Origin of the sequence: Chamaesiphon sp., from assembly GCF_041737865.1 — a bacterium.
In the GTDB taxonomy this organism is placed as follows: domain Bacteria; phylum Cyanobacteriota; class Cyanobacteriia; order Cyanobacteriales; family Chamaesiphonaceae; genus Chamaesiphon.
The window spans coordinates 1-23055 of the sequence record NZ_JBGSQZ010000234.1 but is presented as its reverse complement, the minus strand read 5'-3'; the positions used below and the strand labels follow the sequence as shown (position 1 = coordinate 23055).

The 23055-nt window shown below is 45.0% G+C and carries 22 protein-coding genes; 11 read left to right on the top strand and 11 right to left on the bottom strand.

The annotated features are described in order from the left end of the window. Positions 1–70 precede the first annotated feature (70 nt). Positions 71–367: a WGxxGxxG family protein gene (locus tag ACEW9J_RS17835; protein WP_373546449.1), complete on the top strand. Its 297-nt coding sequence runs from the start codon at positions 71–73 to the stop codon at positions 365–367. Positions 368–898: 531 nt separating this feature from the next. On the opposite strand, the gene ACEW9J_RS17830 is transcribed toward ACEW9J_RS17835, so the two are convergent. Beyond that, the gene (locus ACEW9J_RS17830; protein WP_373546448.1) at positions 899–1162 is read right to left on the bottom strand and encodes a BrnA antitoxin family protein; all 264 of its coding nucleotides are present in this window, start codon (positions 1160–1162) and stop codon (positions 899–901) included. An 82-nt stretch (positions 1163–1244) separates the two neighbouring features. Between ACEW9J_RS17830 and ACEW9J_RS17825 the strand changes: the two genes are divergently transcribed. Together ACEW9J_RS17825 and ACEW9J_RS17820 are read left to right on the top strand one after the other, a co-directional pair. Continuing rightward, positions 1245–1544: a type II toxin-antitoxin system HigB family toxin gene (locus ACEW9J_RS17825; protein ID WP_373546447.1), complete on the top strand. Its 300-nt coding sequence runs from the start codon at positions 1245–1247 to the stop codon at positions 1542–1544. Continuing rightward, on the top strand, positions 1528–1923 hold the full coding sequence (locus ACEW9J_RS17820) for a type II toxin-antitoxin system HigA family antitoxin (RefSeq protein WP_373546446.1): 396 nt from the start codon (positions 1528–1530) through the stop codon (positions 1921–1923). The genes ACEW9J_RS17825 and ACEW9J_RS17820 overlap by 17 nt, the downstream gene beginning before the upstream one ends. 148 nt (positions 1924–2071) lie before the next feature. Here ACEW9J_RS17820 and ACEW9J_RS17815 read toward each other — a convergent pair whose 3' ends face one another. The 3 genes from ACEW9J_RS17815 to mutS all read right to left on the bottom strand — a co-directional run bounded on the left by ACEW9J_RS17815 (position 2072) and on the right by mutS (position 7017). Continuing rightward, the gene (locus tag ACEW9J_RS17815) at positions 2072–4075 is read right to left on the bottom strand and encodes a hypothetical protein (protein ID WP_373546445.1); all 2004 of its coding nucleotides are present in this window, start codon (positions 4073–4075) and stop codon (positions 2072–2074) included. 92 nt (positions 4076–4167) lie between these two features. Further along, complete coding sequence (locus ACEW9J_RS17810) at positions 4168–4380, bottom strand: hypothetical protein (RefSeq protein ID WP_373546444.1); 213 nt, start codon at positions 4378–4380, stop codon at positions 4168–4170. 42 nt (positions 4381–4422) lie between these two features. Beyond that, positions 4423–7017 (bottom strand): DNA mismatch repair protein MutS, encoded by a 2595-nt coding sequence (mutS, locus tag ACEW9J_RS17805; RefSeq protein ID WP_373546443.1) that lies wholly within the window; start codon positions 7015–7017, stop codon positions 4423–4425. 283 nt (positions 7018–7300) lie between these two features. Between mutS and ACEW9J_RS17800 the strand changes: the two genes are divergently transcribed. Further along, positions 7301–8035, top strand: a complete 735-nt coding sequence (locus ACEW9J_RS17800) for a sterol desaturase family protein (protein WP_373546442.1) — start codon at positions 7301–7303, stop codon at positions 8033–8035. A 524-nt stretch (positions 8036–8559) separates the two neighbouring features. Continuing rightward, positions 8560–10428 carry a phosphodiester glycosidase family protein gene (locus ACEW9J_RS17795; RefSeq protein ID WP_373546441.1) on the top strand — a complete coding sequence of 623 codons (1869 nt, stop codon included), beginning with the start codon at positions 8560–8562 and terminating at the stop codon, positions 10426–10428. 518 nt (positions 10429–10946) lie between these two features. Here ACEW9J_RS17795 and ACEW9J_RS17790 read toward each other — a convergent pair. Then, complete coding sequence (locus ACEW9J_RS17790) at positions 10947–12203, bottom strand: MFS transporter (RefSeq protein WP_373546440.1); 1257 nt, start codon at positions 12201–12203, stop codon at positions 10947–10949. Positions 12204–12473: 270 nt separating this feature from the next. Between ACEW9J_RS17790 and argS the strand changes: the two genes are divergently transcribed. Together argS and ACEW9J_RS17780 are read left to right on the top strand one after the other, a co-directional pair. After that, complete coding sequence (gene argS, locus ACEW9J_RS17785; protein ID WP_373546439.1) at positions 12474–14231, top strand: arginine--tRNA ligase; 1758 nt, start codon at positions 12474–12476, stop codon at positions 14229–14231. Between the two features lie 187 nt (positions 14232–14418). Beyond that, positions 14419–14988, top strand: a complete 570-nt coding sequence (locus tag ACEW9J_RS17780) for a Uma2 family endonuclease (RefSeq protein ID WP_373546438.1) — start codon at positions 14419–14421, stop codon at positions 14986–14988. A gap of 81 nt (positions 14989–15069) precedes the next feature. On the opposite strand, the gene ACEW9J_RS17775 is transcribed toward ACEW9J_RS17780, so the two are convergent. Then, positions 15070–16080 (bottom strand): Gfo/Idh/MocA family protein, encoded by a 1011-nt coding sequence (locus ACEW9J_RS17775; RefSeq protein WP_373546437.1) that lies wholly within the window; start codon positions 16078–16080, stop codon positions 15070–15072. Between the two features lie 419 nt (positions 16081–16499). Here ACEW9J_RS17775 and ACEW9J_RS17770 point away from each other — a divergent pair, with 419 nt between their 5' ends. Next, positions 16500–16799, top strand: a complete 300-nt coding sequence (locus ACEW9J_RS17770) for a ferredoxin (protein WP_373546436.1) — start codon at positions 16500–16502, stop codon at positions 16797–16799. Between the two features lie 438 nt (positions 16800–17237). On the opposite strand, the gene ACEW9J_RS17765 is transcribed toward ACEW9J_RS17770, so the two are convergent. From ACEW9J_RS17765 to ACEW9J_RS17750, 4 genes are all read right to left on the bottom strand, one after another. Further along, positions 17238–17702 carry an RES family NAD+ phosphorylase gene (locus ACEW9J_RS17765; RefSeq protein WP_373546435.1) on the bottom strand — a complete coding sequence of 155 codons (465 nt, stop codon included), beginning with the start codon at positions 17700–17702 and terminating at the stop codon, positions 17238–17240. 2 nt (positions 17703–17704) lie between these two features. Continuing rightward, entirely contained in the window at positions 17705–18154 is a 450-nt protein-coding gene (locus tag ACEW9J_RS17760; protein WP_373546434.1) for an antitoxin Xre/MbcA/ParS toxin-binding domain-containing protein, read from the bottom strand. A 261-nt stretch (positions 18155–18415) separates the two neighbouring features. Continuing rightward, on the bottom strand, positions 18416–18958 hold the full coding sequence (locus ACEW9J_RS17755) for a hypothetical protein (RefSeq protein WP_373546433.1): 543 nt from the start codon (positions 18956–18958) through the stop codon (positions 18416–18418). Further along, entirely contained in the window at positions 18955–19551 is a 597-nt protein-coding gene (locus ACEW9J_RS17750) for a phycobiliprotein lyase (RefSeq protein WP_373546460.1), read from the bottom strand. The genes ACEW9J_RS17755 and ACEW9J_RS17750 overlap by 4 nt, the downstream gene beginning before the upstream one ends. 181 nt (positions 19552–19732) lie before the next feature. Here ACEW9J_RS17750 and ACEW9J_RS17745 point away from each other — a divergent pair, with 181 nt between their 5' ends. From ACEW9J_RS17745 to ACEW9J_RS17735, 3 genes are all read left to right on the top strand, one after another. Continuing rightward, positions 19733–21427, top strand: a complete 1695-nt coding sequence (locus tag ACEW9J_RS17745; RefSeq protein ID WP_373546432.1) for an ABC-F family ATP-binding cassette domain-containing protein — start codon at positions 19733–19735, stop codon at positions 21425–21427. Between the two features lie 165 nt (positions 21428–21592). Continuing rightward, positions 21593–22153: a Uma2 family endonuclease gene (locus ACEW9J_RS17740; protein WP_373546431.1), complete on the top strand. Its 561-nt coding sequence runs from the start codon at positions 21593–21595 to the stop codon at positions 22151–22153. A 30-nt stretch (positions 22154–22183) separates the two neighbouring features. Beyond that, on the top strand, positions 22184–22774 hold the full coding sequence (locus ACEW9J_RS17735) for a DUF924 family protein (protein ID WP_373546430.1): 591 nt from the start codon (positions 22184–22186) through the stop codon (positions 22772–22774). Between the two features lie 8 nt (positions 22775–22782). Here the strand turns inward: ACEW9J_RS17735 and ACEW9J_RS17730 are convergent, their stop codons facing one another. Next, entirely contained in the window at positions 22783–22908 is a 126-nt protein-coding gene (locus ACEW9J_RS17730; protein ID WP_373546429.1) for a hypothetical protein, read from the bottom strand. Positions 22909–23055: the final 147 nt, after the last annotated feature.

Sequence of the window (23055 nt, the reverse complement as noted above, 5' to 3'; positions counted from 1 at the left end):
CAGTCTCAATCAATTTTTCGCTGACACTTGCGAAAAATCAAATACCAATTAATCAATGGAGTTCCCACCCATGAAAAAATCATCTTCGATCGCTCTCATCAGTGCTGGTATCCTTGCCGCCATCGTTTCAGTTGTACCGATGACTTCGCCTGCTGCTGCTCAAACTACTACTGGTACAGATACTCAAGGTACAGGTACCGAACGTACAGGTACCACTACTACTAATTACGAACGCAACAATGATAATTCAGGTCTATGGGGACTGAGTGGTTTACTCGGTTTGTTTGGACTCGTCGGACGCAAGAAAGAAGATAGCAACACTCGTCGCGATGACGCACCTGTATACCGCGATCCCAGTACCCGCTAAATTGAGATCCTCTATGCAAAGATAGACTAGGACGTGAGTGTTCGCTCGTTGTAGTGTCAATGTTAAAGCCGGAAAGTAGCTTATCCAAGAGAGCGAGTGTAGAATTCTACACTCGCTCTCTTTATGCTATTTATCAAAGTGACTATCCTCCTGGCGATCGAGATGAGATGATATGGCAGTCGCCAGAACATTAATTTTGACGACGAGATTACTAAGTCTAATCGATCAAACTTTGACATGATTTTTTGTGTAGCATAGGCGATCGCAATTTTAGGTGATTTCTTACAGCGGTTTGCGGGTTGATGGGGTACATCGATCTTCAAAAGCCTGATTTGGGAAGAGGTACAGAATTTCAAGTGTCCCCTATGTTCCTGAGAACCGCTGTAGCTCGATCGCAAATTTGCAACCGATCGAATTATCTGTGATGCAGATATTTTTATGCCGACTGTCAAGTGTTATTTTCAATAGACCTCTTGCGTGAATCATTTTTTAGCATGAGTTTCTAATAGTTTGAACCTCCTCATTTACCATTCACGCAAGAGGTCTAATATATCGGCGCAGAACTGTATTAATCATTTCTGTCGGCTGTACACCTTGAGACTGAAACCATTTCATCACATCGGGATCGAGATGCACCAAATTCTGCGCCTGTGATGCGGGAATTCTTAGTGTAGCCCGCTCAAAAAATTCAGCCGTTAAGGGTGGAATATCTGAATAATCAATGGTGTCATCAGACATCGCTGCCAATGCTTCCCAATTAGTACCAGAGGTATTCTTCGAGTCGTTTTTGTTCATGACGATTTGCTGTTCGCGGTCGAATTATTGACTTTGTATTCTCGTTGTGAGAACATAGGTGTAGATCGACATATTCTAATCCATGCACATTGTCAGTCGCAAAAGATTACTGGAGTTTGCAGAAATACATGCTGATGTGGCAGATCGACTCGATCTTTGGTATCGGGTAGCAAAATCAGCAGAGTGGACAAATCTAGTTGATGTCAGGCAAACCTATCCAGCGACTGACTCTGTTGGTAATTTAACTGTTTTCAATATAAAAGGTAATGATTATCGCCTGATTACTAGCATTGTCTATGCTACTGGGCGAATCTACATCAAGTATGTATTAACTCACTCTGAATACGATAAGGATAAATGGAAAGATGATCCATACTATTAACCGAAATGTCTATGGCGATCTTTTGGCTCAACATCAGCCAAAAGCGATCGAAACGGAAGCTGAAAATGAAGCAGCGATTCTCCTAGCAGAGTCATTGGAGCATCGTCAACGCACTCCAGAGGAAAACACACTGCTGGAATTACTAATTATTTTAATTGAAAAGTTTGAAGAGACTAGCTATCCATTACCGAATCTTGAATCGGATCGAATGCTGCTGCATTTGATGGAAGCGCGGAATATGAAACAAGAGGAATTAGTAGGAGTAATCGGATCTAGAGGGGTGGTATCAGAGATAGTGAATGGAAAGCGATCGATTAGCAAGGCTCAAGCTAAGACTTTGGGAGAATTATTCCATGTGTCTCCTAGTCTATTTATTTAATTTTGATTAGCAATCGAACCATAATTAAATATATTTATGATAATTAAGATCTATCAAATTGAATTATATCCTATTATCGCTCATCTGGGTATGTTTGGTCTATGTGGCGATCGAGCCTAATTCAATCGACTATTTATAGAAATGATTACTAATTATCATTCACAGTGCGAAGATGTCTACCACAATATCCAATGATAATTTTCTTATTTTCCGTATCAATGTAAAAGTATATTCTAAGCTGTCTTCCAACTTTTATGTGCATTTTCATCTGTCTAGATAGGCCCCGATGACGGAAAAATCTTTCATCACCATATTCATTCATTGTGCTTCTAGATTCTCCACTACATCTAACACCTTCTTCATTTAATAAATAAACAATGCCATTATTATTTGCCTCCTCGAAATGACGATCTCCAACTTTGGCAAGTATTTCAAGAACTGTATAAACTCTTTTTGGTGAAGATCCGTTTACGTCAGATGCGGTAGTGTACGCATTCTCCCAAACATTTAAAATTGTAAATTTTTCAGCTACAAGCATTAATGCATCAGAAACAGTCGAACATTCAACAGTCGTATTTTCAGTAATGAGATTACCATCAATCTTGGATGCCTCTAGCTCACTTACTCTTATTTCAAGCTCTTTATTTTTTTGTTCTAATTTAACATAGCTTGCATTTTTATCCTTTAGAGATTTAAGTAAATATTCAGACTTCTTATCAACCTTACTTTTTGCCTGAGTTGCCTTATTTAATCGTAGAGCAGTAGCCGCCGCCTTCGCTTTAGCAAGACGAGCATTCTCATCAGATTGAAGCTTTGCCTGAGTTACCTCATTTAATTGTAGAGCAGTTGCAACAGCCTCCGCTTGAGCAGAAAGAGCATTCTCATCAGATTGAAGCTTTGCCTGAGTTGCCTCATTTAATCGTAGAGCAGTCGCCGCCGCCTCCGCTTGAGCAGAAAGAGCATTTGCATCAGATTGAAGCTTTGCCTGAGTTGCCTCATTTAACCATAGAGCAGTCGCCGCCGCCTCCGCTTGAGCAAAATCAGCATTTCTCTGAGCTTCTAATCTCTGTCGATCTGTAGCATTTAATCGTAGAGCAGTCGCCGCCGCTTCCGATCGAGCAAGATGAGCATTCTCATCAGATTGAAGCTTTGCCTGAGTTGCCTCATTTAATCGTAGAGCAGTCGCCGCAGCCTTCGATCGAGCAAGACGAGCATTCTCATCAGATTGAAGCTTTGCCTGAGTTACCTCATTTAATCGTACAGCAGTTGCAACAGCCTCCGCTTGAGCCAAAAGAGCTAGTGCTTCAGCTTTAGATTTCTCTATATTAGCCTGATTTACTTGTTCAGTAGCCTCACGAAGTGCTCTCTCATATTCGATTTCTAATTGATATGCTTTTCTCGATCGATAATGAAAAAATTCTGATAATAACCAAGCAAGTAATCCAGTCACAAGGGCAGAACCAGCGATCGCATTGTAAACCAAATTACCACTTAGAGGCTTTTTCAACCATTTTTCAAGTTCAGATAAAAATGATGGCGGATTACCTCTAATAAAATAAATTCGTCCAACGATCTTAGCTACATTTTTTTGCTGAGATAATACAATTTTACTGTCACGAGGACTATTAAATTTCCAATCTGCTTGAATAGATGGGGGATTTCGCAAAATTACATAATCTGAACCTTTTAATAACTGAGAGGGTGTATCTGTCTCAGTAAATTTTTTAGCCCAAGCACCTGCATAATTACCTTCCGGTATTAATTTCTGTTTGGAATTAGATATTTGTTCTATTTTTAATTTCGATCCATAAGTAACTTTTTGTTCTGGACAATCTACTTCAACGGATTTGCAATCAGTGACAAATATTCCAAATAATCCATAGTTGGTATCTAAAGCCTCTTGTAAACCTTTCTTATCCTTTTTCAATAAGTGCGTTGATACTTTTGCAGGTAACAAATTTGCTAATATATTAAAATCAACTGTCTGAGTTCTGTAGATAGTCACCTTCCAATAACTGTGATAGTTAACATAAATCACGCCAAGACCAGTTCCGGCTGATAACATCAAAGCTGCAAAGCCTCTGATGATAGAGCTTTGATCCAGATGATGTCTTCTCAAAAATTCGCCGCTAGAATTAGATAGCTTGCCCATAACATTACCTATTGCATACATATCCTATATACATGTCAGCACTACAGTTATCAGGATATTTTTAGATAATTTGTCAGAGTAGCCCATTGAGATTAGATTTCATCATCCAACTGACTCATAATTTCGGCTACTGGCTTAGGTTTCAATTTACCCGATCGCACATCCAATGCTGATTGTCGTGCATATTCTGCTAATTCAGTTCTACGGATTTCAGATTTATGTGTTTGGATAGCTATTAATAGAGCTTCTTGTTCTTCAGAAGGTAAGTCTAGAGCAGCTTTTAAGACTGGTTGCAGTGTAGTCATATATTTGGATTAGGTGAGTTAATTTGCAGTGTTCGATCGCGATTATGACATCGATTCTCTTAGTCCCAGGGCGATTTTACTATGTTCTTCGATTTGCGACATGACTTGACGAGCGCGACTAATTACTGTCGGTGGTAAACCTGCTAGTCGTCCCGCTTCGATTCCGTAAGATTTACTCGCGCCGCCTGGTTGGACTTGATGGAGGAAGATGATTTGGTCGGGAAGTTCTTTGACGGTGACTTGGTAATTTGCCACGTTGGGGAGGATCGAAGCGAGTTCATTTAGTTCGTGATAATGGGTTGCGAAAATTGTGCGGGAACCGATTTCGGTGGCGAGATATTCGGCGACTGCCCAGGCGATCGAAAGTCCGTCAAACGTAGCTGTTCCGCGTCCGATTTCGTCTAATAAAACTAGGGAATTGGGCGTGGCATGATTGAGGATATTTGCGGTTTCATTCATCTCTACCATGAAGGTGGATTGTCCGGTGGCGAGGTCGTCCACTGCGCCAACGCGGGTAAAGATTCGATCGCAAATCCCTAATGTGGCGGCGGTGGCGGGGATAAAACTACCAATTTGCGCCATGATTTGGATCAGTCCTAATTGGCGTAAATAACAACTTTTACCGCTGGCATTCGGCCCCGTCAGGACGATCAGATCGGGTGATTCGACACTGGGGGTGATGTGTTCGGCTTGTCCTAATTGGGTGGAATTGGGGACAAAGAATCCAGCTAGTAAGGCTTTTTCGACCACTGGATGGCGACCGTCGGTAATCTGGATTTCACGACTCGGTACCATGTTGGGGCGACAATAGCCTTGAGTCACGGCAATTTCGGCTAAACCGCAGAGGACATCGATCGCGGAAATACTGCGGGCTACAGTGCGGATTTGCTCGGTGTGAGTAGCGACGATCGTGCGGAGTTCGACGAATATTTCGTGTTCGATTCGGTTGAGATCTTCTTGGGCGGTGAGGATGCGGACTTCCCGTTCTTTGAGTTCGGGGGTGATGTAGCGTTCTTCGTTGGTGAGGGTTTGTTTGCGGATGTAGTCGGTGGGTACTTGGTCGGCTTTGAGGCGGGAGATACTGATATAGTAGCCGAAGGTTTTATTGAAGCCGACTTTGAGATTGGCGATACCCGTGCGTTCGCGTTCGATCGCTTCTAAGTTGGCAATCCACTGAAGATCTCCACTGGCTGAGAGGCGCATTTCATCGAGTTGGGCGTTGATTCCAGGGCGAATTATCCCACCTTCTTTGAGGTGTATGGGTGGATGTTCGACGAGGTGGGCGGCGATGTCTTGTCCCAAGGCTTCGAGTTCGGCGGGGACATTATGGAGGGTTTTTAAAAACGGCGATTTGCCCTGACGAGCGATGGCTGATAGTTCGGGAAGTTTGAGGAAGGAGTCGGCGAGGGCGACTAGATCGCGTGCGCTGGCGCGTCCCGATCCGGCTTTTCCAGTCAAACGTTCGATGTCGTAGATCTGTTTGAGTAGTTGCTGGAGATCTTGGCGGAGGAAGGTGTTTTCGACGAGTTCTTGGATGGTGTTTTGGCGTTTATTAATGCTATTGATATCTAATAGGGGTTGGAGCATCCAGCGGCGGAGTGCGCGTCCACCCATTGCGGTGCAGGTACGATCGAGTGCCCATAATAGGGAACCTTGAAAGTTGCCGTCGCGAACGGTTTGGGTGATTTCGAGGTTGCGGCGGGATTGATGATCCAAGACGAGATAATCGCCGAGGGAGTAAGTCCGCAGCGGTTGGAGGGCGACGGGGTTACTTTTTTGGGTAGCTTCGAGATATTCTAATAAGCCGCCAGCCGCCCGTACAGCCAGCGGAAACGGCGTACACCCCAAAGATTCTAGCGATCGCATTTTGAAGGTATCCAACAGCCGCTGTTTGGCTTCTGGGAGGGTAAATGGTGCCAGGGGTCGCATAGCATAGCAGAAGCAGTTGGGCAGACTGGTGGGGAGTAAGTCGGAGGTTTCGCCAGGGCGGAGGAGACGGTTGAGATCTGGGGCGGCGATGGGGATGAGGATTTCGGGCGGTTGGAGCCGCATCAGTTCCTGGGTGAGGACTTCTAGATCGGTACTTTGGGTGGTGAGAAATTCGCCTGTGGAGATATCTGTATAGGCTAGTCCCCAATTATCGCCGACAAGGACGATCGCCGCGAGGAAGTTATTCCGTCGCGATTGGAGCATTTCTTCTTCCTGAATCGTGCCTGGAGTGAGGACGCGGATGACTTCGCGCCGGACTAATCCACCCCCTGATTCGGCAGCTTCGGCGGCGGTTTCCATTTGGTCGCACATGGCGATCGCGTAACCTTTTTCGACTAGGATGGCACAATAGCGATCGACTGCATGGTGCGGTACTCCTGTCATCGGTACCCGTCCGATTTCTTTCCCGCCTTCTTTGCTTGTCAGGACTAGTTCGAGTTCGCGGGCGATCGTAATTGCATCCTGAAAAAAGGTTTCAAAGAAGTCCCCACAACGGTACAACAGCAGGGCGTGAGGATATTGCTCTTTGACTTCGACGTAGTGTTGGTACATCGGCGAGAGCTTGGTACGATCGAGAGCGCGATAATCGGCGTTGCGAATTTGATGGCTCGTGCGAATACCAGTTAAGTCGGCGGTGTTGTCGGACATGAAGAGGGAGTGAGGTGCATGGGTGGAAAATGGATGTAGGTAAAAAATACGCACATCACGGGCAAGTTCGGAGTTTCAGTTTATCCTGTAGATGTAGGGATATTTGAACTAATCCTATTGTACTATCGACTGTTGGCGGCTCAAAGGGCAATCGTTACAATAGCTGAGATCTTGACTTCGCCTGCGATCGATAATTTTGTTTGGTAGTGTGGCTTAGGATGCTGATAGTAGTGATGTTTGACATCTTATCCCTCAATTATCTATCGATAAAGGTAACTACACATTGAGCGATCGTCACCCATTTTTATATTATTTTTTCGCTTTTATCGGCATTATTCTAGGCAGATATTTAACCATCGCTGGGGGAGCGCATCTACTGATCAACTCCTTATTTACAAAATTTCTGGTTAAGCAGGGTATCCGCATCGATCCTCCAGTTTGGGAGTCAATTCATCGAGATATCAAATTATCGATCTACTCAACTGTAATTTTTGCCTTTATTGCGGCATTTTCGATCTTTCAATTCGATCGAGGTTATACGCTGTTGTATAGCGATATCGATCGATATGGATGGTGGTATCTAGGATTTAGCTTTGTGGGCGTATTGGTACTCCAAGATACCTATTTTTATTTTATCCACCGCTTATTTCATCACCCCTTACTATTCCGCTGGTTTCATCTGGGACACCACCTGTCGCGACAACCGACACCGTGGACATCTTTTGCATTCGCTCCAGCAGAAGCTATTTTTCAAGCATTATTTCTCGTGGCGATCGTCTTCACAATTCCGCTGCATTTTGCAACTGTAATTGCGCTGATTATGACGATGACAGTTTGGTCGGTATTCAATCATCTCGGATTTCCATTATTTCCCTCGTCTGGCTATTTTCGCTGGTGCGGACGATGGGCGGTAGGGCCGTTACATCACTCTCTACACCATCACAAGTATACCAAACATTACGGGCTATATTTTACATTTTGGGACAAGATTTTGGGCACTGAAGATCCCAACTACTAGCGATTTGTCAGGGACAAATCGCTGTAATCGACCAAAGATGCGATTATATCTATAGATAATTGAGGTGGCGATCTTAAATACAATTAGTCTTGACAATCCGTGCTATTTGTCAGCTAAATTGCCAGAGATCGGCTAGATTGCGCCGACTACAGCAGATATTTGATAATTTTTTTCGATCCGATCGAGTGTAAACTGTTGTCGATCGCCACATGGATCGCAACACCAGTAGAAGATCGCTATGATTGGGTGTAGAGCCAGGGTACCCATTAAGCAGCGTTTTTATCGGGGGTTCCCCCTGAATAAAAACGACAAGACAGGGGGCGATCTTCACTAGCGAATCGATTAACCGAATCGTATTGCAAGTGAAGCACCTTTTCAAGACAGGGCACCCCTGCAGGTTAATTGTAGCAGGGTGGATTAATCGGGTAGTTGGGTTGGCAACCCAACCAAGGATAGATGGCTCGTTTAATTCCTTTAGTCTGTCTTGAACTATCAACTATCAACTGTTACCAAATCGATCGAGTATGAATTATCTCAGGTTTTATGTAATCGTTACTAGTATTATCGCCAGTAACTTTTATCCCTTGCTCTACTCGGTAAAAATTGCTCGTGCAGATACCCCGCCAATTTCCCCGATACCACTCCCACCTAGTCGAATCTCCCAGCCGACGCGGAATATCCCTACCCAGGATTTTGTCAATCAAGGTACCGAAATATTCTTGAATGGTAAGACTCTAAGTATACCGTGGGGACAGTGGCGAGTCGGGAATAATTTACATTTAGGAATTAGTGATACGGCTCTCGATCGACAGATGGGAGTAGTATTATTTAATAATTCTAATTATTTGAGTCAACCGATCGATTGGTATGCGACTCCAGGAGCCAGAGCAATTAGTTTAAATGCTAAACTCAGTCAACAATATCGCTATCTAGACATCACCGAGATTGCTAAAAGTAGCGGTTGGCAATGGCAGTTATTCGGAAGCAAACTCCAGCTCAATACACCAGCCACCAGAGTGATAAATGTCCAACGTCAAAATATCCCTAAAAATGGCAAGATTACGGTAACATTAGATCGATCTACCCCCTGGAAACTCAGCCAAACACCCACAGAAGGTTATCTCACACTCGAAGCTAATGCCAATCCAGCTTTACTCGCTCAATTTAACGCGCCACCACCAACTTTCGATCCCAATCTCGATCCCGATGACGATCCGACAGCTCAAAAACTAGAATATAAAGTCACTACTAATAACAATCAAACGATCGTCCAATTTCCGATCGTCAAAGGACAACGCGCTAGGGCAAGATTATTATCACCCACTAATCTGGAAATTAGCATCAATCCCAATCTAGACACAATCCCCGATCGCGAAATTAACTGGGCACCAGGACTAAAATGGCGGCAAAAGTGGGTAAAATTGGGTGTTAATAATTTCCCCGTCAGCTATCTCGAAATCGATCCGCGCCAGAAGGGCATTAAAATTAGATCGATCTTAGCTTTACCAAATCTAGTCGGTACCAATCATCTGATTAAATTTGCACCAACTACCCAAGTCGTCGCAGCTATTAATGGGGGATATTTTAATCGTAATAATCGGATGCCATTAGGTGCTCTCAAACGAGACGGTAAATGGTTATCCAGTCCCATTCTAAATCGGGGCGCGATCGGTTGGAACGATGGTGGACAAATCCGAATTGCCCGCTTGCAGATGCAGGAAACCCTAAATACGTCCAAAGGCGAACAGTTATCAATTCTCGCACTCAATAGTGCCTACGTTCAAACCGGATTAGGACGTTACACCACCGCCTGGGGTAACACTTACACGCCGATGCAAGCTAACGAACTGATTTTCACAGTTCAACAGGAGCGAGTCACCCAAATTACTCCAGGTAACGCGATTGGCGGCACAAATATACCCATCCCTGTCAATGGTTATTTACTAGCCTTGCGGGGGCAGCCAGAGCTGTCTGCGAGTCTACCGATCGGGACGATCCTCACCCTCGGATATCAAACTACCCCAGCCGATTTTGATACATATTCCCAGATTATCGCCGCTGGCCCCTGGTTAGTTCAATCGGGGAAAATCGTGCTCGATCCTAAAGGGGAGAATTTTGGGGTGAATTTTGCGAAAGAGTCTGCGGTACGGAGTGCGATCGCCAGTACTGCTACAGGTAATATCCTCCTAGTTGCCGTCCACAATCGCGCTGGCGGCAAGGGGCCGACTTTATCAGAAATGGCTCAATTACTCCAACAGATGGGCACTGTAGACGCACTCAACCTCGATGGCGGGAGTTCTACGAGTCTCTATCTCGGCGGGCAATTAGTCGATCGAGCTTCAGCGACTGCTGCACGGGTGCATAATGCGATCGGGATTTCGATCGAACCTTAGGCTTGAGGGATAAGGATCCTAGCTAAATGCTGGTGATAAGCCGAGCGGTAAATGAAGAGAATTTGCCAGATCCGAGTTTTATTGGTGGGGACAGAACCCGGATCTGGGGGTTGTCTTGAAGCACCTTTTCGCTAAACCGTCGGGGAACAAAGGCGTGCGCGAGTCGCTGCGTAAGGTTCGATCTGTGAGATGCGAAGTGCGGCATTCACTTTATTCTGGAATTTAGTTAATCCGCGACTTTGTGGAGAAGTCGTGGAGGTGAGTGGATAAATGTATAAAAAAATGGCGATCGCTAGCTTACTAACGATCGCCATTAAAATTTAAACCCCGATTTCCCTTCATAATGGTGCAAATGAGAGCAACATTACTAAAAAAAATATCTTTGAACGTCGGTTGCTGATTTAACTAGCTCTAACCAACCTCATATCCCAAATATAACCGGACTTGGGACACATCGACATCAGCCATATATAGCAACTGCTAGGCTGTTTACTAGTATAGGTGTCTGAGATTTGTCGTTAGAGAGCATCTTCTAATACATGGCGAGTACTATTCCACGTCCAAAGGCCAGCAATCATCACAATCGCGCTCATCCCCCACAAGACTGGTTGCAGTCCAAATCGTTCTGTCAAGGGGCCAGTGACAACTAGGGGAACGCTGAGGGCAATATTGACGGCATTATTTTGGAAGCCAAAGACCTTGCCGCGCATCGATTTTGGGGTGCGCTCTTGAATCAAGGTTTGCATCGGTACCTGAATCAATGAAGCTCCAAATCCCAGAATTCCCGCACACAATAGCGCGATCGGGAGGTTACTCACAAATGTAAAAATAGCTAATGCTATACTCATGATGATAAATCCCACCAATGGCAGGGATTTTTGTTGGAGACGTTGCCCAAAGTGACCTAATATTCCCGCTCCGAAGACTAAGCCGATTCCGGCGGGAGCGACTAGCGAACCAAATTGTTTGAGCACCAAACCTACTTGAGCGGTGAGTGCCACTGCCAAAATCGGTAGCGCAGCGATAGTCGAAGATAGGACAGCAATTTGCAGCATGGCATTTAGTAAGATCTTGTTGCTCTGCAAATAATCAAACCCTTCCTTCAACTCATGCCACGGTTTAATTTTGCGCGCGTGTTTGCTGGTATCGATAGTTTCTCTAATCTTCACTAGTTTACCCAAACCTGCCGCCACTAAATAAAATGATGCTACTAATATTTCCTGAGAGCCATTTCTGGAAATCTGGGTAACAGCAGTGAGGATAGTTTCGCCGATGCCAAATCCCAGAATGACCGAACCCACGTTAGTAGTAGCAAACATCGCATTTGCTGTGAGGAGATTTGCTGGGGGGACAACTAGGGGGATGGCTGATTGTTCGGCAGGGGCGGATGCCTGGGTAACTAAGGAGTGAGCAAAGATGATGGCAAGTAGAACTGGGAATTCCTTGGGTAAGAGCGGTAACAACAGGATTAGTCCTGCTCGAAGGATATCTGCTAATACCATAATCTTCTTTTTGGGGTAGCGATCTACAAATATTCCCGCTGCTGCTCCCAATAGAATTGCCGGAATGGTTGAAGCTATCAACAAGTAAGAGAAAGCCGATGTCGCAAATCGAGCAGGGACATGATAGTCAGTTAATAAGGCACTACCCATGACTATCAGCACTTTATCCGCAATCTGCGAGAAAACTTGCCCACCCCACAGGAATAAAAACGGACGGTTTTTGAGCAGAGCCTTAAATCCACTCGCCTCTGTAGGTGTTTTTGCAGGCAACATAGGTTAAATAGGGGAAGGGGGTAGAAGTTGACAGTTGACAGTTGACAGTTGACAGTTGCTTAGTAATGGTATAAATTTTAGCTGTCCTCATCACCATCCGCCTCAAGGCAGAAGGCTCTAGACTCCGGCTTTTTGATAAAGGCTCCACCAAAGTCTGTAGCGATTGTACCTACTAATGGGTCGGGAAATCAGACCAGATGTGACAGTCGATCGAGTGGACGGTGAATAATAGATAATAAATAGTAGCTATTAATCCATCACACCCCTGAAATGAACTCCACTATCGCCTACCTGACTACTCAACTCGATCGCGCGATCGTTGCCGCATTGGGGGATGATTATGCTGGCACAGATCCCTTATTAGGATTATCGAGCAATCCTAAATTTGGGGATTATCAGGCAAATATGGCGATGGGACTGAGCAAGAAATTGGGACAACAGCCTCGTCAGATCGCGCAATCGATCGTCGATAATCTAGATGTAGCCGCAGTGTGCGAAGTTCCTCAAATTGCTGGCCCAGGATTCATTAATTTTACTGTCAAACCTAGCTATCTCGCTACTCAACTCCAAGCAATACAACTAGATAGCCGCTTGGGTGTGCCTGTAGCTGAGAAACCCCAACGCGTCATCGTAGATTTTTCCAGTCCGAATATTGCTAAGGAAATGCACGTCGGACACTTGCGATCGACTATTCTGGGAGATTGTATCGCACGGGTACTAGAATTTCGCGGTCATGATGTGCTCAGACTCAATCACGTTGGCGATTGGGGGACTCAGTTTGGGATGTTGATTCTCTACTTGCGGGAAGCTTATCCCGAAGCTCTGACGACGGCTGACGCGCTCGATTTAGGTGATTTAGTTGTCTTATATAAGAAAGCCAAACAACGCTTCGATGAAGATCCCGAATTTCAAGCAGCAGCTAGAAAAGAGGTAGTCAAATTACAGGCAAAAGATCCCGATACGATCGACGCCTGGAACCTACTATGCGACCAATCACGGCGCGAGTTTCAGGTAATTTATGACAGATTGAATGTCCAACTCACCGAACGCGGCGAATCATTTTACAATCCCTATTTAACCGCCGTAGTTGAAGATTTACGTGCGACGGGATTACTAGTCGAAAGCGACGGCGCACAGTGCGTATTTCTCGAAGGATATACCAATCGAGACGGCGATCCTTTACCCCTCATCGTTCAAAAAACCGACGGCGGTTATAACTACGCTACTACCGATTTAGCCGCAGTCAGATATCGGATTGGGATCGATCGAGCAGACAGAGTTATTTATATTACGGATGCCGGACAAGGAGATCATTTCGCCCAAGTATTCCAAGTCGCCAAATTAGCAAACTGGATACCTGAAGACGTTGAAATTATTCATGTTCCTTTCGGATTAGTATTAGGGGAAGATGGTAAAAAGATTAAGACTCGATCGGGTGAAGCGATTAAATTAAAAGAGTTGCTAGATGAAGCGATCGAAAGATTTAGCAACGATTTAAAATCTCGCGTAACAGCCGAAGAACGCCAAGAAACTGACGAGTTTATCGCTAATAGTGCCGAAATTGTCGGGTTAAGTGCGGTTAAATATGCAGACTTGAGCCAAAATCGCACGAGTAATTATGTCTTTAGTTTTGACAAGATGCTCGCGCTCCAAGGGAATACCGCTCCCTATATGATGTATGCCTATGTGCGGGTACAAGGCATCAGCCGTAAAGGTGGTATTGATTTCGACAATCTCGGAGCTAACGCCCAGATCGTGCTCAATGAAGAACTAGAACTTACTCTCGCCAAACACCTTTTACAATTAGGTACAGTTATTAATGAAGTCGAGCGAGATTTATTACCAAATCGGTTGTGTCAATACTTATTTGAACTCAGTCAAAAATTCAATCAATTTTATGACAAGCATTCTGTTTTACAAGTAGAAGAACCTTTGCGGACTTCACGATTAGTCTTGTGCGATTTAACGGCTAAAACGTTGAGACTAGGATTGGATTTACTCGGTATTTCAGTATTAGAACGGATGTAATTTCGATCGATCCCAATTGCCGCACGATTGAAATCGCCGCTCATGGTGTAAAGTCCGCTTACGCGGACTAATCTCTCAGTCCGCGTAGGCGGACTTTGCATCACTAGCAACGACTGGAAGTCGTTGACAATTCCGAGATCGATCGAAATGTTAGAATAGTAAATATACTCTTGCAGGAGGTGTAGCGATGACAGTTGCGATCCAAAAAATGACGCTAGAAGAGTTCCTTGCCTATGACGATGGCACGGATAAATTATATGAACTAGAAAATGGAGAGCTAATTGACATGGCATCCGAGAGCGAAATCAACCGTCGGATTGCCATGTTTCTATTGGCATATTTTCTCCAACTTGATATTCCAGCTTATCGGTTAACGATGAAGACAGAAGTAGCCGTTAGTGGATCGCGGGTATCCGTGCGGGTACCAGATTTGTTGGTATTATCTGAAGAATTAGCTACAGAAATGGATGGGGCGACTAGATCGATCGTCCTGATGGATATGCCCCCACCATTATTAGTCGTAGAAGTTGTCAGTCCCAATCAAGAAAAAAGAGATTATCGCTATAAGCGGAGTGAATACGCCGCTAGGGGCATTGCTGAATATTGGATCGTCGATCCGATCGCGCAACGAGTAACGATATTAGAATGGGTGGAGGGTTTGTATGAGGAGAAAGTCTATCAGGGAGATAATCAGATCGGATCGAGCTTGTTCGATCGTCTAGATCTGAGTGTCGATCGAGTGTTACAGGCGCGTTAGTTGCGATCTACACGCTAAGATTCGAGTAGATCGATGCTCTTTCACAGAGGCTACGCCAAAGAGTCCACCAGGAATTGCGGATTACAAACTATCGATAGTCACCATGCGGCGAGTTTCTGCCGAGATTCTGGCAGCATCAGCGACGCGGAGAGTTGCCAGACTAGCCGCAGGAGTAACATAATTTGGCTTGCCATCAATCAAATGATCGAGGACTATTTCCAGATCTTTAGCAAACAAACCCTTCCGCGCACCAAGATCCAGAGGCGTAGAAGTGCCATCTTGAATAAATACCCCTTCATCACCATCGAATATTAGTGCGCCCTTGTCCCCATGTACCTCAAACTTGCGGGAGTTTTGCCATAATCCCTCACCCTTACCATAGACGACTTCGCCGATCGCGTTAGTATTTTTGAAGCGTAATTGTGCCGTACACAGACAAGTTTTGTAATAATCGCCCACCCCGCCCCAGTATTGATTGTTGCAATTGACACTCTCGATCGCGCCAAACAAGTCAGTGAAGCGATGGAGTCGAGAAAGTGCCGCCATCAGGGGAAATCCGAACTCAGAGCGATGAAAAGTCCATTTTTCAGGTACGGGACGCTGACAGACAATCGTGCTGTAGCGGGCGTAATGCACCTCTCCTAGACGATCCAACCATTCGCGCATCGTCTGGTGGAGTCCGCCCAAGAGTTCGATATGTTCGACATGGAGCAATACTTTTTTTGCCACAGCCAGTTGGACGATTTCGGTAGCTGCTCGAACATCGAGGGCGAGTGGATACTCAACGATTGTATGCTTACCTGCCTCGATCGCAGCACGGACGATCGCACTGTGGTGAGCATTGATCGTTGCCACGATTACCAGATCGATGTCGGGCATTTGCACCAATGTCTGCCAATCAGCTACTGCTAATACATCGAAGCTCTGGGCAAATTCTGCCGTGCGTTCGGGATTGCGCCCGGCGACGGCTACTAGCTGGGTGCGGCTTTCGGTGGCGAGACTTTGGGCGCGGACTTTGGCGGCAAATCCGGTGCCCACGATGCCAACGCGGATCGGGAGATTAATTTCTCCATAACTAGGGGTTTTAGACATAAGATTTTTTAATATTATAAAGCGATTGAATTAACCGCCAAACTGAATGCCAGAAAATATTATAACTGCTACTCTAGGCTCTATTTAACCCGATCGCCGCTGGCTGCTTAATGACGCTAACCGTTGATAAATATAGACTACAGGAGATATGCGATCGATCCGTTGCCGTAGAGGTATAAGTAATTAGGATGAATCCCCGCGATTTGATTACGAATACCATTCGACTTTAGCGGAACTTATGGATACAGATGGTGAGGTTTTCCCTTAGTATTCAAATAGAGATGAAAAAAACTGCGCTACTTAGGGCAATCCGATCGAGCGTAGTTACTCACAGATCTAGGCTGGCAGATTGCCTGACTATAGACAAATATGTGTGCATCTGTCATTATTTAAGCGAAATAGAGAGGAATCAATCTGACATGGCAACCTATAAAGTTACTTTAATCAACGAAGCTGAAAATCTCAATAAAGTTATTGAGGTTGCTGACGACACCTACATTTTAGACGCAGCCGAAGAGCAAGGGATCGACCTTCCTTATTCTTGCCGTGCGGGTGCTTGTTCGACTTGTGCTGGTAAAATCACTGCTGGAGAAATCGATCAATCCGATCAATCTTTCTTAGACGACGATCAAATCGAAGCAGGCTATGTCCTGACTTGTGTTGCTTATCCTAAGTCTGATTGCACCATCATCACTCACCAAGAAGAACAACTCTACTAAATTGCCAGGAAAAATCGATCGATCCTTTGGCGCAGCCTCTCTGAATAGGGAATCGATCTTTCTTAGACGACGATCGAATCGAAGCAGGATATGTCCTGACTTATGTTGCTTATCCTAAGTCCGATCGTCACTCACCAAGAAGAATAACTCTACTAAGCTCCCGATCTGGTTCTGGAGTGAGTAGTTTAGGAGCGTGGAATTAAATTAATTCCGCGCTCCTATCTTTTTAAGTGAAACTCGATTTTGAGGCTGTTTCCTTACCCATTACTTATATCAACCGCCATAGTGCTTAGGACATGATAACGACTGGAAGTCGTCGCTCATGGTGCAAAGTCTGCCTCCGCAGACTACAAGGCAAAGTGTCTTAACTGTCTTGGCTATTGCTATACTATCCATTCAAACTTGATTGAAATCGATCGCCGTCGGGGTAATTCTATTTTAGCCTTTCCAAAGTCTGGGGTCTAACTCAAATGGTTGCGGGGATTCTACAGCTAGCTTGACAAAATCGGGGTGTGACGGATTAATTAAATAGTTGAATTCCAGTGGAATGACCACCGAAGGCACCGCTAAAATCGCTGTCGCACCCGATCTAAACCAGTTATCACCCATCATTGCCAAAACAGCAGGTGCGGGTATGTTACGCCAATTTGGAGGTAATTGAGCCATTTCTAGATACTCAATGTTTACCTCTGTCGGCACATCCACCCGAATCCACGCCAACATCGTCGCCACATCTTCAACTTCCATATGGACGAAGACTTCTAACGCTGCAAGTGAAAGCGTTCCGGAAGTATAAACCATCCCCTGTCCGCGAGAATTCCAACGTCCGCCAACTCTTCTGGCACCTTCGCCACTAAAAGCTGTATCTACATACTTGCGCTTGGAAATTCGCCACAAACTCAAGCTCAACTATATACTCCATACTCGATTCGATCGAGTAATTCCACCACCTGCTCTGTCCCTGCATCCGTATCCAGTAAATCTACAGGCGCATGACCGTTTAATCCTCGATTGGGTCGCTTCAGCCAGCTAGTCGCCGTGTCAGCACTCTCAAATACATCCTGTGCTTGAGCCGCAACTCTGGCTAGTCGGTACAATCGATCGGACCAAGTAGCATTTAAAGGCTTGTCTTCTTTCTGAAGTCTGACGATTGTTCTGACTGAAGTTCCTACCACCTTGGACATCTGAGCGTCTGAAAGTTGATAGTAACTCGCCACTCGCTTAAAAGACTCGATCGATAATCCGCGCCGCACTACTTCAATACTGTCATTGGTGGAGTCTTGGAGCATCGTTGAAGATGAACTTGTTGAACCTGAAATTCCCAAAATATCCAGTAATTGGTTTGATGGAGCCATAATTTACCTCAATTTAGGCATCTGTCTTAATTATAACGCTAAATGCTCAATTTCCCTCAATAAAATTGTTGAAATACTTGCCCTTACTTGCTTTAATCGAGCTAATGACGATCGAAGCTAAATTTCTCATCTGTTCAGGCAAGGGCTAATCGATCTTGTTAGACCATTAAACACAGAAAGCCCCTACCAGCAAAGGTTAGGGGCTTTGCTTCAGTCTTAAAGTACAAAAAAATTCCCACTTGGGCGGGGTGCTACCTACTTTTACCCTTCGCCGCGCCACCAAGCTAGAGGATCGATCGCGGCTACATATGGCGGCCAACAATAGATGCTACGATCTCCTGGAGTATCTGACGGTTGGGCAAAACCCAAACCCAAGCACAAATGACTCAGAACCTCGGCGTATGCTCGATCGTGTCCAGGATAGCCTAAATGCGCGTGAGCGTACTCATGAGCGACTAGAGCCAACCAATCAGGCGGTGCAACTCGCCCCACATCCACCAAAATCGTCGTCGGGTTGGTATTAATATTACAAAAACCATCTAACTGCATCGATGAAGCAAACGGCACTGCGAAGATCTGAATCGATCGTCGATCGATCGGATTGAAACACTCATCACAGGCATCAAGATGGACTTGCAGCGATCGATTGACAGTTTCAATCTGCTTACCGATCCAATTATAAATGGAGACTCGATCGCGCAAATTATCCATCACGTCGATCGTCTGCGGCGGTAACATGGGTTGAATCCGTTGCAGGTATTCAACCCCAGCACGGTACATTTCCGTTTGGTTGCTGGCTGTCACCAACCGAGCGGAGAGAGGATGAGACTAGGATCTACATTTGCTGGCGTTACAACTAGCTCGGTAGTAGTATCTGCCAGTACGCGAGTTTCAGTACAGAATGTCGCAGTACTAAAGCCACCCATCCGTTTTACCGTACTACTTCGTACCCGCACATTCGGACTAGGGAACCAGAACCGTTCGATCGAACTCATGATGTCGTATTCTGTGATCAGCACCAAACCACCATCATTATCCATGTGATAATGTCCCGCTACCGAGACAATTTCAGCATAACCGCGATCGCGCAACAATTGACCGCTCCGAGGTTTGTCTGGATCGGGAACTAGCGCAAATACAGTCTTACCCTCATGATTTTCACCCTCCTGATCCCAGCCCATCGAAGCCGCCCAAGTCACACAACAGCCGCCTACAGCTAGACTAGGATCGACTTGATGAGACTCACACAGCTCGATTATTTCCGCGTCTTGGGCGGCTAGTGCCTTTACCTCGATCTCCGATTCACCCATCTCAGATCTTCTAAATGCGAGGTGATGAGTGGTGCGTTTCGATCTCCATCTGCCAGCACTGTGCTGGAAAAACTCCATTACGTCCATCATGCGCCGATTTATCTTTAGTAACTCAGTCTTAATTTTAGCAATTTCGGGAACAGGAGGGAGATGGGGAGATATTCACCCTATCTCCCTCTTCCCTACTCCCTAAATTGTGGTAAAGTTTTGTTAAAATAGATATGGGACATCCGCCGTCCTACCAATACTTCTGGAGAAAATTAATTTCATGCTGCGACTGGAACATATCTGCAAGATTTATCCCACAGGTGAAGTCCTCAAAGACATTAATTGGGAAGTGAAGCCAGGGGATCGAATTGGGTTGGTAGGGGCGAATGGTGCGGGTAAATCCACCCAAATGAAGATTATCGCTGGGCAGATCGAACCCACCAGCGGCGAAATCATCCGCCCCAATAGTCTGAATATTGCCTATCTCAACCAAGAATTTGATGTCGATCCGACGCGAACTGTTAAAGAAGAATTGTGGCAAGCATTTGGTGAAGCCAATCGCGTCCACTCCCAACTCAATGAAATTCACCATCAGTTAGAAACTGCTAGTGGTGATGAGCTTGACAAACTGCTCGATCGCATGGATAAATTTCAGCGATTGTATGAAGCTCTAAATGGTTATGCACTCGAAGCCGAAATCGATAAGATCCTACCAGAAGTAGGGTTTGAAATGGAAGATGCCGATCGATTGGTGAGTGCCTTTAGTGGCGGTTGGCAAATGCGGATGAGTTTAGCCAAAATCTTGCTCCAATTTCCCGATTTGCTCCTACTCGATGAGCCGACAAACCATTTAGATTTAGAAACGATCGAATGGCTGGAAAATTACCTCCGCAAGCTCGAAACGCCGATGGTAATCATCTCACACGATCGCGAGTTTCTAGATAGATTGTGCAACCAGATCGTCGAGACAGAACGCGGTGTCTCTAGTACATATCTCGGTAACTATTCATCATACCTCGAACAAAAAGCTGAGAACTCATCCGCTCAATTAAATGCTTTCGAGCGGCAACGCAAAGAACTTGAAAAACAACAAGCTTTCGTTGAGAAGTTCCGTGCTAGTGCAACCCGCAGTACTCAAGCAAAGAGTCGCGAAAAACTCCTCGATAAAGTCGAACGGATCGCGGCTCCAGTCTCCAGTATGCGAACCCTGAGTTTCCGGTTTCCCCCCGCACCTCGGAGCGGTCGCGAAATAGTAGAAATCAAAGATCTAGAACATGTCTATGGTGACAAAATTCTATTTTTAGGCACAAACTTATTTATCGAACGTGGCGATCGGATTGCCTTTTTAGGCCCCAATGGTTGCGGCAAATCTACCCTGTTAAAAATGATTATGGGGATGGAACAGCAGACTAGTGGATCGATTCAACTCGGCGAACACAATGTTATTCCTAGTTACTTTGAACAAAACCAAGCAGAAGCACTAGACCTCACCAAAACAGTTCTAGCAACTATTCATGATGAAGTTCCCGACTGGAAAAATGAAGAAGTTCGTACCTTATTAGGTCAGTTCTTATTTACTGGCGACATGGCATTCAAAAAAGTTGAATCGCTCAGTGGTGGTGAAAAAGCCCGCCTAGCTCTGGCGAAAATGCTGCTGATTCCAGCCAATCTACTAATTTTAGATGAGCCGACAAATCACTTAGATATACCCGCCAAAGAAACACTCGAAAACGCCCTCATCGACTATGATGGGACAGCATTAATTGTTTCTCACGATCGATATTTTATCTCTCAAGTTGCGAATAAAATAGTCGAAGTGCGTGACGGTGAGTTTCGGGTATATCTAGGTGACTATCACTACTACCTCGACAAACTAGAAGAAGAACGCCAACTCGTCAAACAACAAGCTCTAGCTACTGCTGAAGCCGCCAAGAAAGCCGCTAAAGCTGAAAAGGGTAGCACAAAGAAAAAATAATCATCGAGTACACAAATGAGGGGAGGGGAAATTTATGAATTGTTCATGAATTGCCTCTCCCCTTCATTGTGTGGATCTTTAGCATCGCCAAGATCTCGATCGCGAAATGCTGCCTCGATCGGGTCGGATATAATAGACAAATAAATAAGCTTACCAGTGAAACTAATGGTTGCTAATCTCTACTGGACAACCGCAGATCTCGATGTCATGCCCGATGATGGTGGCTGGTTGCGGCATGAAATTATTGAAGGAGAACTATTAGTGACTCGCGCTCCCCACATTCGTCATCAAGCCATTGGTGGCAATATCCATTTTGAACTAGAGTTTTGGTCGAGACAGACTAAATTAGGGAAGCCATTTCAAGTTCCTGGCGTGATTTTTACGCCGACAGATGCAGTGATTCCCGATCTGGTGTGGGCGAGTCAAGCGCGTTTAGATCGAGGTATCGATGAAGCGGGACACTTTACGATTGCGCCAGAGTTGATGGTAGAGATTTTATCCCCTGGCTCACAAAATGAGCAACGAGATAAGAGTGTAAAACTCAAACTATACTCCATGTATGGCGTACAGGAATATTGGATCGTTAATTGGCAACTACAAACGCTAGAAATCTATCGCCGCACTGAAGCACAACTACAATTGGTAGCGACACTTTTAGCTGGTGATACTCTCACTTCACCAATATTACCTGGCTTTAGTGTAGAAATCGATCGGATCTTTTCGTAAATATTTAAAGCGATGGCTAATGACGTAAAAATGAACAGGGGAGCTGAAATTCTTAATTTTTGGTTTGGTACGCCCGATACTTTACATAATGGCGAACAGTATGGCAAACCTCGCTCGATGTGGTTTAAATCTGCTCCGGCAATCGATCGTAAGATTAAAGAGAGATTTGCAGAAATACATCAATTTGGGGTGGCTGGCTTATTAGACGGTTGGCAAGATTCACCAACTAGTTGCTTGGCTTTAATTATTACCCTCGACCAATTTTCGCGCAATATATTTCGTGATACACCTGACGCTTTTGCTGCCGATGAGCTAGCTTTATCTATTGCTAAACATGCGATCGATTCTGGTTTAGATCGCCAGTTATTACCCGTACAAAGATGGTTTATATATCTACCATTCGAGCATAGCGAAAATATCGAAGACCAAGTAAAATCAGTTAAATTATTTGAAACATTATCCTCAGACCCCGATAGTCAAATCGCGATCGATTCTGCCCGCACTCACTACAAAATAATTAAAACCTTCGGACGCTTTCCCCATCGCAATCAAATTCTAAGTAGAGCGAGTACTCCTGCTGAATTAGATTTTCTTAATTCTCCCGATGCTTTTCGTGGTTGAGATCGATGTTATGAAAGCTGCATACCGAGTTGAATTTTGATGACACGTTCGATTGATTTCAGATCGTCTTCACAGAGCTTACCGAGTTTATTTGTCAGTCGCTCTTTGGATGCAGTTGTCAATTGGTCAGCCATTGCCTTAGGGACTTCCAAGAAATAAATAGTTCCGAGAGAGTAAGATAGACTAAGAATATATACCGAAAGGAGATCTGAGCAATGTTGGAACTAACAGGGGGACTCAAAGCATTATTGAAAGAGACAGCAGAACGGCTCAAAGGTCAT

Excerpts from the sequence above, each read along its gene's own strand:
- ACEW9J_RS17835 (WP_373546449.1), top strand. The coding sequence starts at position 71 with ATGAAAAAATCATCTTCGATCGCTCTCATCAGTGCTGGTATCCTTGCC.
- ACEW9J_RS17830 (WP_373546448.1), bottom strand. The coding sequence starts at position 1,162 with ATGAACAAAAACGACTCGAAGAATACCTCTGGTACTAATTGGGAAGCA.
- ACEW9J_RS17825 (WP_373546447.1), top strand. The coding sequence starts at position 1,245 with ATGCACATTGTCAGTCGCAAAAGATTACTGGAGTTTGCAGAAATACAT.
- ACEW9J_RS17820 (WP_373546446.1), top strand. The coding sequence starts at position 1,528 with ATGATCCATACTATTAACCGAAATGTCTATGGCGATCTTTTGGCTCAA.
- ACEW9J_RS17815 (WP_373546445.1), bottom strand. The coding sequence starts at position 4,075 with ATGGGCAAGCTATCTAATTCTAGCGGCGAATTTTTGAGAAGACATCAT.
- ACEW9J_RS17810 (WP_373546444.1), bottom strand. The coding sequence starts at position 4,380 with ATGACTACACTGCAACCAGTCTTAAAAGCTGCTCTAGACTTACCTTCT.
- mutS (WP_373546443.1), bottom strand. The coding sequence starts at position 7,017 with ATGTCCGACAACACCGCCGACTTAACTGGTATTCGCACGAGCCATCAA.
- ACEW9J_RS17795 (WP_373546441.1), top strand. The coding sequence starts at position 8,560 with ATGAATTATCTCAGGTTTTATGTAATCGTTACTAGTATTATCGCCAGT.
- ACEW9J_RS17790 (WP_373546440.1), bottom strand. The coding sequence starts at position 12,203 with ATGTTGCCTGCAAAAACACCTACAGAGGCGAGTGGATTTAAGGCTCTG.
- argS (WP_373546439.1), top strand. The coding sequence starts at position 12,474 with ATGAACTCCACTATCGCCTACCTGACTACTCAACTCGATCGCGCGATC.
- ACEW9J_RS17780 (WP_373546438.1), top strand. The coding sequence starts at position 14,419 with ATGACAGTTGCGATCCAAAAAATGACGCTAGAAGAGTTCCTTGCCTAT.
- ACEW9J_RS17775 (WP_373546437.1), bottom strand. The coding sequence starts at position 16,080 with ATGTCTAAAACCCCTAGTTATGGAGAAATTAATCTCCCGATCCGCGTT.
- ACEW9J_RS17770 (WP_373546436.1), top strand. The coding sequence starts at position 16,500 with ATGGCAACCTATAAAGTTACTTTAATCAACGAAGCTGAAAATCTCAAT.
- ACEW9J_RS17760 (WP_373546434.1), bottom strand. The coding sequence starts at position 18,154 with ATGGCTCCATCAAACCAATTACTGGATATTTTGGGAATTTCAGGTTCA.
- ACEW9J_RS17750 (WP_373546460.1), bottom strand. The coding sequence starts at position 19,551 with ATGGACGTAATGGAGTTTTTCCAGCACAGTGCTGGCAGATGGAGATCG.
- ACEW9J_RS17745 (WP_373546432.1), top strand. The coding sequence starts at position 19,733 with ATGCTGCGACTGGAACATATCTGCAAGATTTATCCCACAGGTGAAGTC.
- ACEW9J_RS17740 (WP_373546431.1), top strand. The coding sequence starts at position 21,593 with ATGGTTGCTAATCTCTACTGGACAACCGCAGATCTCGATGTCATGCCC.
- ACEW9J_RS17735 (WP_373546430.1), top strand. The coding sequence starts at position 22,184 with ATGAACAGGGGAGCTGAAATTCTTAATTTTTGGTTTGGTACGCCCGAT.
- ACEW9J_RS17730 (WP_373546429.1), bottom strand. The coding sequence starts at position 22,908 with ATGGCTGACCAATTGACAACTGCATCCAAAGAGCGACTGACAAATAAA.